We start from the raw sequence: 13,480 nt of genomic DNA, 5'->3' as shown, positions 1-13,480 counted from the left end.
TCCCTGCTTATTTTTTAGTGGCCAGTTCCCGGACGAGTTCAGCCATAGAATCGATGGATTTGATGTTTTTGGTATAGATAAGGTACTTGCCGTTGACGACGTAAGCCGGAACACCCTGAATTTTGGCAACGTCATAGGCGGCTTTCCATTTTTCCAGAGTCTCCTGAACGGCAGGATCTTTCAGCGCCGCTTCAAAATCAGCCTGGCTCATGCCTGCGGCGTCCAGCCCGGTTTTAATAAATGCTGCCGGATCTTTCCCATCTGACCAGCGCTCTTTCTTATCATGGTAAGCCGCGTACCAGGCGAACTTCGCTTTTTTGAATTGTGATTTAGCATCAAATAACGAAATCCCGGCAGCTTTATCTTTGGCGATCAGGACTGCAAATACTTCGCTGGCCTGTTTTCCATATTCGCCTTTTGTTTCCAGGTGGAACGGGGTGAACGTAACGAGATCGGCTACTTTATCAGAAACCGGACCTGTTACGGCTTTGTCATATTTGTAGCAGAAAGGGCAGGCATAGCTAAATACCTTAATCAGCGTTTTATCCGCATTAGGAATTGGTTTCTCCAGAACCATATAATCTGTGCCCTCGGTAAAAGCCGATGCCGCAAAAGGAGTGACCAATGCCGCGGTTAATACTACGCTTTTAAATAAAGAGGTAATCCATTTAGATGACATATTAATTCCTTCCCGTGATTTATTTAAACATTTGCGTTGGATGAACCAGTAACGCACGATAGTGAGTCTGGTTGGGTTTATCCGACAGCACATCAATTTCAACTTTCACTTCTTTCGTTTTATAGTCAATCTCATTCAGTTTGCCGACTGTGGGTTTACCAACATCGAACAGGTTAATAGAACCGCCAAAGCCGAACATGGTGTCGCGGTCTTTTTGATATTCAACAACCGAGGTAATAGGACTATAGAAATCATATCCACGTTCTTTACCGTATTCCCAAACTTGTTGTACGGTGCCTTTCTTCTCATCGATCTTATATTCGACAAAACGGGAATACTTCATGGTCGGTAGAGCCGGTTGCTCCAGGCCGCGACCATCGCCGTTATCAAAGACCGTTAACGTGCCTTTGCTGGAAAGCCATGCCGTATGTTGGGTATAGGTGAAATCGAAATCGGTGTCCTTACACTTGCCGTTTTCGTCACAGGTCAACGGCTTACCATGATCGTCTACCGGCTTCAGCAATTTACTGGCTAGCTGCTTATTCCAGCCTTTAGACGGTGCCAGTATCCATTTCACCTGCTTATCGCGACCAATTTTTACAATACCCTGATGGCGGGAAGAAAGGATGATGGAGTCGTCTTTCGCGTCATAAGCGATAGAGTTGACGTGCGCCCAGTTACGACCGGCACCAACGCCAAGCGCATCGCCATACGGCGTATCCGGTTCGAGTTTCGCCTGCTGTCCGGCATGGGCCAGATCGACGTTCACGCATACTGCGCCCGCATCCAGCGCGCCGAGCAGCGCATCACGCATAGGGTCGAGGATTTTGGTTAAATCCCAAACGTCTACTACGCGGCCAGACTTATCGACCTCAATGATTTGGTCACGAATCGTATGAACATGTATGCCGTCTTCTTTGCGGTAATCGCGTTTGCCGACGCGCAGCAGTACGGTGCCGTTCACGGTTTCGATGGATTCATGAGACGCATCCAGGAACCCGCGCGGCAGTTTATGATCGGCAAGAATTTGCCCCATCATGTCAAACTCGTACCAGTGTTGGCCCTGCACCGCGGTAAAGGTGCCGCGAGGCGTTTCACGAATACCCATCAGATAGCCGCGTTTGTTGATATTCATATCGTGGCCGTCGTAGAAGGTATCTTGATCCAGCCACCAGCGATATTCACCCTGGGTGTCGACCACAAACGTATAAGGGGCGATATCGAAAGGCAAAGCCCCGCCCGCCGGACCGGCATCAAGAATGCCCGCATTTTTATCTTTTTCGCCGTGCCAGTGAAATTCAGCGCCCTGCGGCGTAAAGGTATGGGTATTTACCAGATAAAGGCGATCTTCAAATCCTGGCGCGACTTTAATAACTTTCGTTTGCTGGAGATCTGAAATAGAACGGTTATCCATATAATGGTTGACGATGGCGGACGTCTGCACCACATAGTCATCCTTCATGGCTTTGCCGTTTTCTTTATATTCTACTGTGACGTTGTTGGCAAATTTCTGATAAAGGCCAAAAATAGGAATACCGTCATAGGTTTCTAAAGACTCTTTCCCAACGGTATAAGTAACGGGAACGCCTTTTTCCCCTTTGCCATGTACAGTAACTTTAACGTCTGAAATAACATGGCTATCTAATTCCACCAGTGCGGTGAGAGGGGCATTACCGTAAGGATCGACAACGACTGCGCCTAATTTTCCTGCGGGCTGCGCCGGTTGAAAACCTGCGGCAAACGTACTGGCTGCGGTGAGTCCGCATGTCAGTGCGACGGCACCGGCAAGTATTGTTTTCCGGTATTGGTCAAACATGGATATATCTCCTTATATACAACTTCTAAATATAATACTTCTGTATATACTATGTTTTTATTAATGATAAATGAGGTAAATGATTGGTCTTTAAATATAAGTCATGATGCTATTACTTATTTTAAAGTATATTTTGTATCAATATTTTTTAATTGCCTGAGTGAGTCGATAGTAGGAGTGTGATATTTTAAGAACAATATAAATTAGTACGAAGTGTGATCTTATCGACATTGTTTTCTGCTTAATACCTCTTTCATTATTGTGTTTCACCACTGATTTATATGATCAAAATCATTTATTTGTTCCACAAATATGCCAGTATATGAATACGTCAAAATAAGGGTATGTAAAATTTTAACGTTAAATGTTTAGTGATGTTAAATTTTAAGGGTAAAAAGGATGTTTATTGCCTGGTATTGGATAATATTAATCGTTCTGGTGGTAGTAGGGTATATTTGCCATATGAAGCGTTATTGCAGAGCGTTTCGGCAAGACAGAGATGCATTACTTGAAGCGCGAACGAAACGTTTTCGCCAGACGAACGAAGGCGACAGCGTGATGAATGAGCAGAAATAGCGCATATCCTTGACGGGCAGCCGGATGTTGCCTGGCTAAAGGCCTGCATCCGGCGCGACGTTTCTCTTAACCGATACCTATCGTCTGCAAAATGACGAGACTGAGCCCCATGATGGACATACCGCAAAGCACGCCATAGCTCGGGTTATTGTTAGGATCGATCTCTTTTGCCAGCGGCATCAGTTCATCGACGGAGAGCGCCACCATAATACCGGCGACTGCCGCCATGATAGCCGCCATAACGATTGGCGAAACCAGACTGCCCAAAATCAGCCACGCCAGTACGCCGCCAAGAATTTCCGCCATGCCGGAGATACCGGCCCAAAAAATCGCGGTACGTTTTGAGCCCGTCGCGGCATAAACCGGGCCGGCAACCGCCAGACCTTCAGGAATATTGTGCAACGCCACCGCCAGTGCGATGCCGAAACCCAGTTCAAGATTGCTGCTGGCAGTGACAAAGGTGGCGATCCCTTCCGGAAAGTTGTGCAGGCTAATGCCGAGCGTCAATAAAATCGCAGTGCGTTTTATCGAGCCGGGAAGCGGCTGCTGCCTTTTTTGCATCAGATCCTGCGGATGAGCGTGAGGAAGCAGGCGGTCCAGCCCGAAGTAGCCCAACAGGCCGATAATAAACATTCCGTAGCCCAGTACGGGCGACATTCCCTCGGCATCAAGCGCGGCGGGCAGCATCTCCATCAGCGAGATGAGCAGCATGATCCCTGCGGCGAAACCCAGCGAAAAAGCCAGCACGCGGTTAGACGGTTTTTGGCCGAGAACGCCAAGAAACGCGCCAATAAAGGTGGCGGCGCCCGCCAGTAAGGTCAGAATAAGTGGTACTGACATCCATTACTCCTTATCAATTTGCCGTCCGAACCTGACCTTCAAAATAACTGATGATCTTCATCATAGTTATCTGAGTTCTTCCTCTGTGAAGAAAGCGTATGGTGATGTTAACAAAATGTCTTTCCTGTAAGGATAACATCATGTCTTTAACGTGTATGCCAGCATTGTTTTTGGGGCATGGCAGCCCGATGAACGTGCTGGACGATAATGATTATACCCGCGCCTGGCGGCGATTGGGAGAAGCCCTACCGCGACCACAGGCGATAGTGGTGGTGTCGGCGCACTGGTATACCCGCGGGACGGGCGTCACAGCGATGGAAAGGCCGCAAACTCTCCATGATTTTGGCGGTTTTCCGCAGGCGCTGTATGACACGCATTATCCGGCCCCTGGATCGCCTGCGCTGGCGCAGCGTCTGGTTGAACTGTTGGCTCCCGTTCCCGTCGCGCTCGATAAAGAAGCGTGGGGATTTGATCACGGCTCCTGGGGCGTATTGATCAAGATGTACCCGAATGCGGATATCCCGATGGTGCAGCTTAGTGTTGATAGTACCAAACCGGCGGCATGGCATTTTGAGGTGGGTCGTAAGCTGGCGACGCTGCGTGACGAAGGCGTGATGCTGGTGGCCAGCGGGAATGTGGTTCATAACCTGCGGACTGTGCGTTGGCACGGTGACAATATACCGTATCCCTGGGCGGCGTCATTTAATGACTTTGTGAAAGCCAATCTGACGTGGCAGGGGCCGGTAGAACAGCACCCGCTGGTGAATTATCTGCAACATGAAGGGGGGGCCTTATCGAACCCGACGCCGGAGCACTTTTTACCTTTGCTGTATGTACTTGGCGCCTGGGACGGCAAGGAACCTATCACCATCCCGGTCGACGGTATTGAGATGGGCAGTATAAGTATGTTGTCGGTGCAGGTGGGGTAGGCCGGATAAGGCGCGGAATGATTGCCCGATGGCGCTACGCGCATCGGGCTTACAGGAGAATCTATCCTTCGACAAAAATATGCGGATAGAAGCGGGAGAGATCCTGGGTGATCAGCGCCCGATCTTCACGGATACCAATTCCGGCGGGCTGATCGTTAATCAGCCAGCTACCAATCAGGGTGTAACTGTCGCCGAATTTTGGCAGCGGATAGAACTGTTGCACGATCATACCCTCTTCGCCATACGGGCCTTCCACGGATTCGATCGTTTTACCGTTCTCAATAATCGATACGTTCGCCCCTTCGCGGGAGAAGATCGGTTTCACGACATATTTATCCATTGGCGGATGTTCGTCTTCGGCGAAATACGCAGGCAACAGATTCGGATGGTCAGGGAACATCTCCCACAACAGCGGCAACAACGCTTTATTGGAGATAATGCTTTTCCAGGCCGGTTCCAGCCAGCGCACGCCGGCATCTTCCAGCTTGGTGGAAAACATCTCGCGCAGCATAAATTCCCACGGATAGAGCTTGAACAGGTTCGCAATAACCTGATCCTGCAGATCCGTAAATTGGCCTTTTTCCCCCAGACCAATATCGTCGATATAGAGAAATTCGGTGGCGATTTCCGCTTCGGCCGCGCAGTCCTGTAAATACTGAATGGTGCCGCGATCCTCAACCGTATCGCGACAGCAGGTGAGATGCAGCAACTGAAAACCGTACTGCTCGCGAAGTTCAGCAAAGCGTTCAATCAGCTTTTCCTGCAGGCTATTAAACTGATCGCTGCCTTCCGGCAGATTGCCCGCGTTGATCTGATCTTCCAGCCAAATCCACTGAAAAAACGCCGCTTCATACAGCGACGTTGGCGTGTCGGCATTATTTTCGAGCAGCTTAGGCTCGCCGATGCCGTCCCAGGCCAGATCGAGGCGGGAATAGAGCGACGGTTGTTGCGTTTGCCAGGACTGGCGAACAAAACCCCAGGTATGTTTTGGAATACGAAACTTCGTCATCAGCTCATCGCTGGCGATGACGCGTTCTACTACCTTGAGGCACATCTGGTGCAGCTCGGCGGTAACGTCTTCCAGTTTTTCCACCTGGGCGAGCGTTAACTTGTAATAAGCGTCTTCACACCAGTACGGTTCACCATACATAGTGTGAAAATTAAACCCGTATTCAGTCGCTTTATCGCGCCAGTCCGGGCGCTCGGTAATACTGACTCTTTCCATGCGTATCAGCCGCCCATCGAACGTGTTGAAGTACCGGCAGCGCTACGCTGCATGGTGCTCTGTTTGGCGACGGATTCGCCAAAACCGCCGCGGGTAACGGTTGTTGTGGTGGCCGGTTTCGGTGCCATCGCGGTTTTCGGTACGGTCATTGTCCGGCCCGGTTGCGCCGCGCCGTAGTTTTTACCTGCCGCATCGGTATATTTGCCGTATGCAGGGCTGGCCGGGTTTTTCGAGCTAAACAGCGGCTGTTGCGCAAAGCCTGCGCCGCCGCCCATCAGACGCCCCATCATGTAACCTGCCATAAGCGGCATCCAGAAACTGCCGCTGGATTGTTGGGCCTGCGCCTGATTTTCCGGCGCCATGCCAGCCTGTGCAGGCGCTTGCTGGCACTGACCTTCGCCAAACTCAGCGACGCAATCCTCGCGTGTAGCGTACTTAGGCGCAGTACGTTCGGCCTCTTTCAGCGCATTGTTATACGCGGTTGTACATTCCGCGCTTTTGCCCGGATTCGCCGCTGAACAGTCATCAGCGTTTTGATACAGCGATACGGTTTCATCGCTTTTTTCACAGCCAGCCAGCATAAAAACAGCCGTAACCGCCAGGGCGACCGGCGTTAAATGCCGCGCGCTCCAGCTTTTGCGAAATGATGCGTGATGGATGGATTTTGTCCGTTTCATATTTGTCTTCCAGGACCCAGTGGTAAATACAACATGCGTTCAGAATAGAGGATGACTGGTCGAAATTGAAGCGAGAAAAGGCGAGAATGCGGCGGAATAGCAGGATCTTTACGTTGTCTTACGTTCAGGTGCGGCTTCATGACAGGTAGCGCCGCGCTTACCAGACCTACAAGGGCACAGGTCTGATAAGCGCAGCGCCAGCGAATAACTTATCAATGCCGGAATGGATTGCCGTTATTGCTGTTGGCGCGAGCGGCGGTCGGCTGTACTGCCGGCGCGGCGCTATGAGCATTATAACCGTCTGCGGCAGCATCCTGATCTGGCGTTTCCGGCGCTACGCTTTCCGGCGACGTCGGGATAGGTTTACCCAACGTACTGTTAAGCGCGAGCAGATCCTGCTCGTTCAGCGTACCGAGCGCATATTTGATATTTAACTGATTAATCAAATAGGTATAACGCGCGTTGGCCAGTTGCTGCTTGGCATCATACAGAGTGGTGGTGGCATCCAGTACGTCAACAATGGTACGTGTACCGACCGAGTAACCGGCTTCCATTGCATCCAAAGAACTTTGCGCGGAAACGACTGCCTGTTTATACGCGTTGATGCTGCTGATGGAGGCGTTAATATTGTTAAAGGAAGAACGTACGGTCTGCACCACGCTACGGTGCGCGCTTTCCAGCTGTTCGCTTGCGCCGACGAAGTTATACTGCGCCTGTTTTACCTGCGAGTTAACCATCCCGCCTTGATACAGCGGCAGGGAGAAGTTCAGGCCGATTTTATTCTGCCCCATGTTGCTATCGTCGTACTGGGTGGAGTTGGTTTTAGAACCGCTATAAGAGGTATCAGAAATGCCGGTTGAGGCCGTTAAATTCAGCGTCGGCAGATGGCCATCCTGCGCCTGACGGATTTGCTCGCGCGCCAGATCCTGACTTAAACGCGCCTGCAACAGCGACAGGTTACGGTTTTCCGCTTCCTTCAGCAGCGCATTAACAGCTTTGGGTTTGTCGGTTTTAAAATGCTCGACGTTAAGCGATGCCAGCTCCGGGTAATAATTGCCGGTTACCTGGCGCAGCTCTTCTACCGCATTATCCAGGTTGTTGCGGGCGGTCACTTCATTCGCCAGTACGGTATCATATTGCGCACGGGCGTTTTGCACGTCGGTAATGGCGACCAGACCCACGTTAAAACGTTGCGTCGTTTGATCTAACTGACGGTAGATAGCCTCTTTTTGTGCCTGGGTATAGGAAAGCACATCAATAGCGTTCAATACCTTAAAATACGCGTTCGCGGTATTGAGGATCAGCGTCTGCTGATCGGTCTGATAGGTGATATCCTGAATGCCTGCTGCTTTTTCTTGCAGGGTGAGCCCACGCCATTTCGACATATCAAATAGCGTCTGCGTTAATTGCAGGGAAGCGCTGGTTTCATTGGAGTTGATACCGTTCGCATCGCGATAACCGTTGCTGTAGGTGTAGTCGGCACCCAAACCCAGTTGCGGCAGTAAAGGACTACGCGCTTCGTTAATTTTTTCGAATGCAGCATCGCGATCGGCAGCGGATTTACGCAATTCCGGGTTGCTCAGGCGTGCTTGCTGATAAACTTGCATCAGGTTCTCTGCCTGGCTTAGTGTGCTGAACCCCGACAGGCTCAGGCCGATAAGGATGGGGAGCAATTTCTTCATTTGCATTCCTTGTTGTGAAGCAGTATTTAGCGCTGATCAATTTGTAAAAATAATTGCTGATTCTAGCAGAATCCGCCACTGCAAAAAGTTGGCGTTACGTGCCATACGAGCCTTAATTGGCACCAATTTACCACAAGGGTGATAAAACAGCAGTCAACCACCCTTGAAATTCATCATTTAATCATTATTGCTAGCAGGGCAGCACAATGCGTAAATCAGACAACTTGCCAGTTACTTTCACCAAAAGCGATGTAGAAATTATTGCACGGGAAACGCGCTATCGCGGTTTTTTTTCATTGGATGTGTATCGATTCCGCCATCGTTTATTCAACGGAGAAATGAGTGGCGAGGTAAAGCGCGAAATTTTTGAGCGCGGGCACGCCGCCGTCTTGCTACCCTTTGACCCTGAACGCGACGAGGTGGTGCTGGTCGAACAGATTCGTATTGCCGCGTATGACACAAGCGTTACGCCGTGGCTGCTGGAGATGGTCGCTGGCATGATAGAAGAAGGCGAAACCATTGAGGCGGTCGCCCGGCGGGAAGCGATGGAAGAAGCAGGGCTGACCGTGGGCCGCACCCGACCGGTCATCAGTTACCTGGCGAGCCCAGGAGGAACCAGCGAGCGCTCATCTATTCTGGTGGGTGAAGTGGACGCCACGACCGCGGCAGGTATTCATGGTCTGGCGGATGAAAACGAAGATATTCGGGTTCATGTGGTAAGCCGGGAACAGGCATACCAGTGGGTAGAAGAGGGGAGAATCGACAACGCAGCCGCAGTCATCGCTTTGCAATGGCTTCAGTTGCATCATCAAGAGTTAAAAAACGAGTGGAAAAAATGAAGCGTTATACACCTGACTTCCCAGAAATGATGCGTTTGTGCGAAACCAATTTTTCGCAATTGCGCCGCCTGCTGCCGCGCAATGACGCCCCCGGTGAAACGGTGAGCTATCAGGTGGGCAACGTACAATATCGGTTAACGATTGTGGAATCGACCCGATACACTACGCTTGTAACGATCGAGCAAACGGCACCAGCCATCACCTACTGGAGCCTGCCGTCGCTGACGGTGCGCCTCTACCATGATGCGATGGTGGCTGAAGTGTGTTCAAGCCAGCAGATCTTTCGCTTCAAAGCGCGGTATGATTATCCAAATAAAAAGTTGCATCAACGCGACGAAAAGCATCAAATTAATCAGTTTCTGGCCGACTGGCTACGATTCTGTTTAGCACATGGAGCGATGGCGATTCCGGTTTATTAGCGTCGTGAAACCTAAGGACACCATTTGGAAAGCCTGTTAACCCTACCTCTGGCTGGTGAGGCCCGAGTCAGGATTTTACAAATTACAGATACTCACCTGTTTGCCGAAAAGCATGAAACGCTGTTAGGCGTCAATACCTGGGAAAGTTACCAGGCCGTGCTGGAGGCTATTCGGGCGCAACAGTATGAATATGATCTGATCGTGGCCACCGGCGATCTGGCGCAGGATCAATCCGCTGCGGCTTATCAGCATTTTGCTGAGGGTATCGCAAGCTTTCGCGCGCCTTGCGTTTGGCTACCGGGCAATCATGATTTTCAGCCAGCAATGTACAGCGCGCTGCAAGAGGCGGGGATTTCCCCGGCTAAACGCGTGTTAATCGGTGAACAATGGCAGATTTTGTTGCTGGATAGCCAGGTGTTTGGCGTTCCGCATGGCGAACTGAGCGAGTTCCAACTGGAATGGCTTGAGCGTAAGCTCGCCGATGCGCCAGAGAGACAGACATTGCTCCTTTTGCACCACCATCCGTTGCCGGCAGGGTGCAGTTGGTTGGATCAGCACAGCTTGCGTAATGCCGGTGAGCTGGATAGCGTGCTGGCGAATTTCCCGCGTGTAAAATATCTGTTATGCGGACATATTCACCAGGAGCTGGATCTTGACTGGAACGGTCGCCGTCTGCTGGCGTCGCCGTCAACCTGCGTACAGTTCAAACCGCACTGCGCGAACTTTACGCTGGATACTATCGCGCCGGGCTGGCGTACGCTGGAGCTCCAGGCGAACGGCGTCCTGGAGACGGAAGTGCATCGCCTGCAGGATACCCGGTTCCGACCCGATACCGCTTCGGAAGGATACTGATGTCTACGCTTCTCTATTTGCACGGATTCAACAGTTCCCCTCGCTCGGCAAAAGCGTGCCAGCTAAAAAACTGGCTGGCGGATCGCCATCCGCATGTTGAGATGATCGTCCCTCAGCTGCCGCCGTATCCTGCCGATGCGGCGGAGTTGCTGGAATCTCTCGTGCTTGAGCATGGCGGTGCGCCATTAGGGCTGGTAGGATCGTCGCTGGGTGGTTATTACGCCACCTGGCTGTCGCAATGTTTTATGCTGCCGGCTGTGGTGGTGAATCCCGCCGTGCGGCCCTTTGAATTACTGACCGACTATCTCGGTCAGAACGAGAACCCCTACACCGGGCAGCAATATGTGCTAGAGTCTCGCCATATTTATGATCTTAAAGTCATGCAGATTGACCCGCTGGAAGCGCCGGACCTGATCTGGCTACTGCAACAGACGGGCGATGAAGTGCTGGATTACCGCCAGGCGGTGGCATATTACGCCTCCTGCCGTCAGACAGTGACCGAGGGTGGTAATCACGCATTCACGGGCTTCGAAGATTATTTCAACCAGATTGTCGATTTTCTTGGACTGCACAGTTGCTGACAATCAATTCGAATTGCTAATTAAACCATGACGCAAACTTATAACGCTGATGCCATTGAGGTACTCACTGGGCTTGAGCCGGTACGCCGCCGCCCGGGGATGTACACCGATACGACCCGCCCCAACCATTTGGGTCAGGAAGTGATTGATAATAGTGTGGATGAAGCACTGGCAGGTCACGCCAAACGCGTGGATGTCATTTTACATGCCGATCAATCGCTGGAAGTGATTGACGACGGACGCGGGATGCCGGTGGATATCCATCCGGAAGAGGGGGTTCCGGCGGTAGAACTGATCCTCTGTCGACTTCATGCTGGCGGTAAATTCTCCAATAAGAACTATCAGTTCTCTGGTGGTCTGCATGGGGTGGGGATTTCGGTAGTGAATGCCCTGTCAAAGCGCGTGGAAGTGACCGTGCGCCGCGACGGTCAGGTCTATAACATCGCGTTTGAAAACGGCGAAAAAGTGCAGGATTTGCAGGTTGTCGGCACCTGCGGTAAACGTAATACTGGCACCAGCGTGCATTTCTGGCCGGACGAAAGTTTCTTCGACAGCCCGCGTTTTTCTGTCTCTCGCTTAATGCACGTTCTGAAAGCAAAAGCGGTGCTGTGTCCCGGCGTGGAAATCACTTTTAAAGATGAAGTGAATAACAGCGAGCAGCGCTGGTGCTACCAGGATGGTCTGAACGACTATCTGGGCGAAGCGGTAAACGGCCTGCCGACGCTGCCGGAAAAGCCGTTTATCGGTAATTTTAACGGTGAAACGGAAGCGGTTGACTGGGCGCTATTGTGGCTGCCGGAAGGCGGCGAATTACTGACGGAAAGCTACGTCAACCTGATCCCGACCATGCAGGGGGGGACGCACGTCAACGGTCTGCGCCAGGGCCTGCTCGACGCGATGCGCGAATTTTGCGAATACCGCAATATTCTGCCGCGCGGCGTCAAACTGTCGGCGGAAGATATCTGGGATCGCTGCGCTTATGTGCTTTCCGTGAAAATGCAGGACCCGCAATTTGCCGGGCAGACCAAAGAGCGTCTGTCGTCGCGTCAATGTGCGGCATTTGTTTCCGGCGTGGTGAAAGATGCCTTCAGCCTGTGGCTGAACCAGAACGTGCAGGCGGCGGAACAACTGGCAGAGATGGCGATTGCCAGCGCGCAGCGGCGACTGCGCGCCGCAAAAAAAGTGGTACGCAAAAAGCTCACCAGCGGTCCGGCGTTGCCGGGGAAACTGGCGGACTGTACCGCGCAGGATCTTAATCGGACCGAGCTGTTCCTTGTGGAAGGGGATTCGGCAGGCGGTTCCGCCAAGCAGGCGCGCGATCGCGAATATCAGGCGATCATGCCGCTCAAAGGTAAGATCCTTAACACCTGGGAGGTCTCTTCCGATGAAGTGCTGGCCTCGCAAGAGGTGCATGATATTTCCGTGGCGATCGGTATCGATCCGGACAGCGACGATCTGAGTCAGCTGCGCTACGGCAAGATCTGTATCCTGGCGGATGCGGACTCCGATGGTTTGCATATCGCTACGCTGCTTTGCGCGCTGTTTGTCAGACATTTCCGCGCGCTGGTGAAGAATGGTCATGTCTACGTCGCGCTACCGCCGCTGTACCGTATCGATTTGGGTAAAGAGGTCTATTACGCGCTGACGGAAGAAGAGAAGGCGGGCGTACTGGAACAACTGAAGCGTAAGAAAGGCAAGCCGAACGTACAGCGTTTCAAAGGCCTGGGTGAAATGAATCCGATGCAGTTACGCGAAACCACGCTTGATCCGAATACTCGCCGCCTGGTGCAGCTCACCATTAGCGATGAAGACGATCAGCGTACTAATGCGATGATGGATATGCTGCTAGCGAAGAAACGTTCTGAAGATCGACGCAACTGGCTACAGGAAAAAGGCGATCTCGCGGATCTCGACGTGTAACGGTTGTTGCACGCTTTATCCGGTCTGCATGCCGCAGGCCGGATAAGCGAATCCGACATGACGCCGCAGCCTGATGGCGACACTTGCGCATCGCATCAGGGCGACGTCAGACGAGGGTAATAACTTAAACGCCGGATTCCAGAATACGAATATTCATTTCCAGCACATCGTCTTTTACCGCGTCGCTATAGGCTTTCATATGCGGGGTTTGCAGATGCGCCTCAAGGTGCGCAACGCTTTCCCACTGTTCAATCATCACGATCGAGTCAGGCGCCAGAGTCTGAAAACTCACGCCCGCGGCATGATCCACCATCGGCGCGTAACCGTGGCACCCCTCTTCTTTAAGAACGGTTGGAATAATTTTCGCAAACTGGTCGAGGACGGCCTGGCGGTGATGTTGGCCCGGACGTGTGCGAATTTCGGCAATGACGGTAAGCATGGTTAA

The 13,480-nt window shown here is 51.9% G+C and carries 14 protein-coding genes; 7 read left to right on the top strand and 7 right to left on the bottom strand.

The genetic code is table 11. The features are described from left to right. Positions 1–7: 7 nt before the first annotated feature. Positions 8–679: a thiol:disulfide interchange protein DsbA/DsbL gene (locus ABVM99_RS06615; protein WP_000096230.1), complete on the bottom strand. Its 672-nt coding sequence runs from the start codon at positions 677–679 to the stop codon at positions 8–10. Positions 680–698: 19 nt separating this feature from the next. Next, a complete protein-coding gene (locus tag ABVM99_RS06610) occupies positions 699–2,495 on the bottom strand; it encodes an aryl-sulfate sulfotransferase (RefSeq protein WP_000460265.1) in 1,797 nt (598 codons plus the stop codon). 399 nt (positions 2,496–2,894) lie between these two features. On the opposite strand from ABVM99_RS06610, the gene ABVM99_RS06605 reads away from it, so the two are divergent. Continuing rightward, entirely contained in the window at positions 2,895–3,071 is a 177-nt protein-coding gene (locus tag ABVM99_RS06605; protein WP_000469257.1) for a hypothetical protein, read from the top strand. 66 nt (positions 3,072–3,137) lie between these two features. Here the strand turns inward: ABVM99_RS06605 and zupT are convergent, their stop codons facing one another. Then, positions 3,138–3,911, bottom strand: coding sequence for a zinc transporter ZupT (gene zupT, locus ABVM99_RS06600; RefSeq protein WP_023195114.1), 774 nt, complete (start codon positions 3,909–3,911; stop codon positions 3,138–3,140). Positions 3,912–4,051: 140 nt separating this feature from the next. Between zupT and ygiD the strand changes: the two genes are divergently transcribed. After that, positions 4,052–4,840 (top strand): 4,5-DOPA dioxygenase extradiol, encoded by a 789-nt coding sequence (ygiD, locus tag ABVM99_RS06595; RefSeq protein ID WP_001520560.1) that lies wholly within the window; start codon positions 4,052–4,054, stop codon positions 4,838–4,840. 61 nt (positions 4,841–4,901) lie between these two features. Here ygiD and ABVM99_RS06590 read toward each other — a convergent pair whose 3' ends face one another. From ABVM99_RS06590 to tolC, 3 genes are all read right to left on the bottom strand, one after another. After that, the gene (locus tag ABVM99_RS06590; protein WP_000442833.1) at positions 4,902–6,065 is read right to left on the bottom strand and encodes a glutathionylspermidine synthase family protein; all 1,164 of its coding nucleotides are present in this window, start codon (positions 6,063–6,065) and stop codon (positions 4,902–4,904) included. A gap of 5 nt (positions 6,066–6,070) precedes the next feature. Next, positions 6,071–6,742 carry a DUF1190 family protein gene (locus ABVM99_RS06585; RefSeq protein ID WP_000831528.1) on the bottom strand — a complete coding sequence of 224 codons (672 nt, stop codon included), beginning with the start codon at positions 6,740–6,742 and terminating at the stop codon, positions 6,071–6,073. 212 nt (positions 6,743–6,954) lie between these two features. Then, a complete protein-coding gene (gene tolC, locus ABVM99_RS06580) occupies positions 6,955–8,430 on the bottom strand; it encodes an outer membrane channel protein TolC (protein WP_072101802.1) in 1,476 nt (491 codons plus the stop codon). A 200-nt stretch (positions 8,431–8,630) separates the two neighbouring features. On the opposite strand from tolC, the gene nudF reads away from it, so the two are divergent. Genes nudF through parE form a run of 5 tightly spaced genes read left to right on the top strand, consistent with a single transcriptional unit; the run spans position 8,631 to position 13,035 of the window. Further along, positions 8,631–9,263, top strand: a complete 633-nt coding sequence (gene nudF, locus ABVM99_RS06575) for an ADP-ribose diphosphatase (protein WP_023195116.1) — start codon at positions 8,631–8,633, stop codon at positions 9,261–9,263. Then, positions 9,260–9,682 (top strand): DUF1249 family protein, encoded by a 423-nt coding sequence (locus ABVM99_RS06570; protein ID WP_000833404.1) that lies wholly within the window; start codon positions 9,260–9,262, stop codon positions 9,680–9,682. The genes nudF and ABVM99_RS06570 overlap by 4 nt, the downstream gene beginning before the upstream one ends. A gap of 24 nt (positions 9,683–9,706) precedes the next feature. Next, complete coding sequence (gene cpdA, locus ABVM99_RS06565; protein WP_000444734.1) at positions 9,707–10,534, top strand: 3',5'-cyclic-AMP phosphodiesterase; 828 nt, start codon at positions 9,707–9,709, stop codon at positions 10,532–10,534. Next, positions 10,534–11,115 carry an esterase YqiA gene (gene yqiA / locus ABVM99_RS06560; RefSeq protein ID WP_023194415.1) on the top strand — a complete coding sequence of 194 codons (582 nt, stop codon included), beginning with the start codon at positions 10,534–10,536 and terminating at the stop codon, positions 11,113–11,115. Before cpdA ends, yqiA begins: the two co-directional genes overlap by 1 nt. Before the next feature lie 27 nt (positions 11,116–11,142). Beyond that, positions 11,143–13,035 (top strand): DNA topoisomerase IV subunit B, encoded by a 1,893-nt coding sequence (gene parE / locus ABVM99_RS06555; RefSeq protein WP_000195318.1) that lies wholly within the window; start codon positions 11,143–11,145, stop codon positions 13,033–13,035. Positions 13,036–13,159: 124 nt separating this feature from the next. Here parE and ABVM99_RS06550 read toward each other — a convergent pair whose 3' ends face one another. Next, entirely contained in the window at positions 13,160–13,474 is a 315-nt protein-coding gene (locus ABVM99_RS06550; RefSeq protein ID WP_000958587.1) for a putative quinol monooxygenase, read from the bottom strand. Positions 13,475–13,480 lie beyond the last annotated feature (6 nt).

Source organism: Salmonella sp. SJTUF15591 (genome assembly GCF_043356435.1).
In the GTDB taxonomy this organism is placed as follows: Bacteria; Pseudomonadota; Gammaproteobacteria; order Enterobacterales; family Enterobacteriaceae; genus Salmonella; species Salmonella enterica.
Note: the sequence above shows the minus strand (reverse complement) of the source record. Positions and strands in the feature narration are given on the sequence as shown.

What these genes read in the sequence shown, in the direction of transcription:
- ABVM99_RS06615 (WP_000096230.1), bottom strand. Translation starts at nt 679, where the DNA reads ATGTCATCTAAATGGATTACCTCTTTATTTAAAAGCGTAGTATTAACC.
- ABVM99_RS06610 (WP_000460265.1), bottom strand. Translation starts at nt 2,495, where the DNA reads ATGTTTGACCAATACCGGAAAACAATACTTGCCGGTGCCGTCGCACTG.
- ABVM99_RS06605 (WP_000469257.1), top strand. Translation starts at nt 2,895, where the DNA reads ATGTTTATTGCCTGGTATTGGATAATATTAATCGTTCTGGTGGTAGTA.
- zupT (WP_023195114.1), bottom strand. Translation starts at nt 3,911, where the DNA reads ATGTCAGTACCACTTATTCTGACCTTACTGGCGGGCGCCGCCACCTTT.
- ygiD (WP_001520560.1), top strand. Translation starts at nt 4,052, where the DNA reads ATGTCTTTAACGTGTATGCCAGCATTGTTTTTGGGGCATGGCAGCCCG.
- ABVM99_RS06590 (WP_000442833.1), bottom strand. Translation starts at nt 6,065, where the DNA reads ATGGAAAGAGTCAGTATTACCGAGCGCCCGGACTGGCGCGATAAAGCG.
- ABVM99_RS06585 (WP_000831528.1), bottom strand. Translation starts at nt 6,742, where the DNA reads ATGAAACGGACAAAATCCATCCATCACGCATCATTTCGCAAAAGCTGG.
- tolC (WP_072101802.1), bottom strand. Translation starts at nt 8,430, where the DNA reads ATGCAAATGAAGAAATTGCTCCCCATCCTTATCGGCCTGAGCCTGTCG.
- nudF (WP_023195116.1), top strand. Translation starts at nt 8,631, where the DNA reads ATGCGTAAATCAGACAACTTGCCAGTTACTTTCACCAAAAGCGATGTA.
- ABVM99_RS06570 (WP_000833404.1), top strand. Translation starts at nt 9,260, where the DNA reads ATGAAGCGTTATACACCTGACTTCCCAGAAATGATGCGTTTGTGCGAA.
- yqiA (WP_023194415.1), top strand. Translation starts at nt 10,534, where the DNA reads ATGTCTACGCTTCTCTATTTGCACGGATTCAACAGTTCCCCTCGCTCG.
- parE (WP_000195318.1), top strand. Translation starts at nt 11,143, where the DNA reads ATGACGCAAACTTATAACGCTGATGCCATTGAGGTACTCACTGGGCTT.
- ABVM99_RS06550 (WP_000958587.1), bottom strand. Translation starts at nt 13,474, where the DNA reads ATGCTTACCGTCATTGCCGAAATTCGCACACGTCCGGGCCAACATCAC.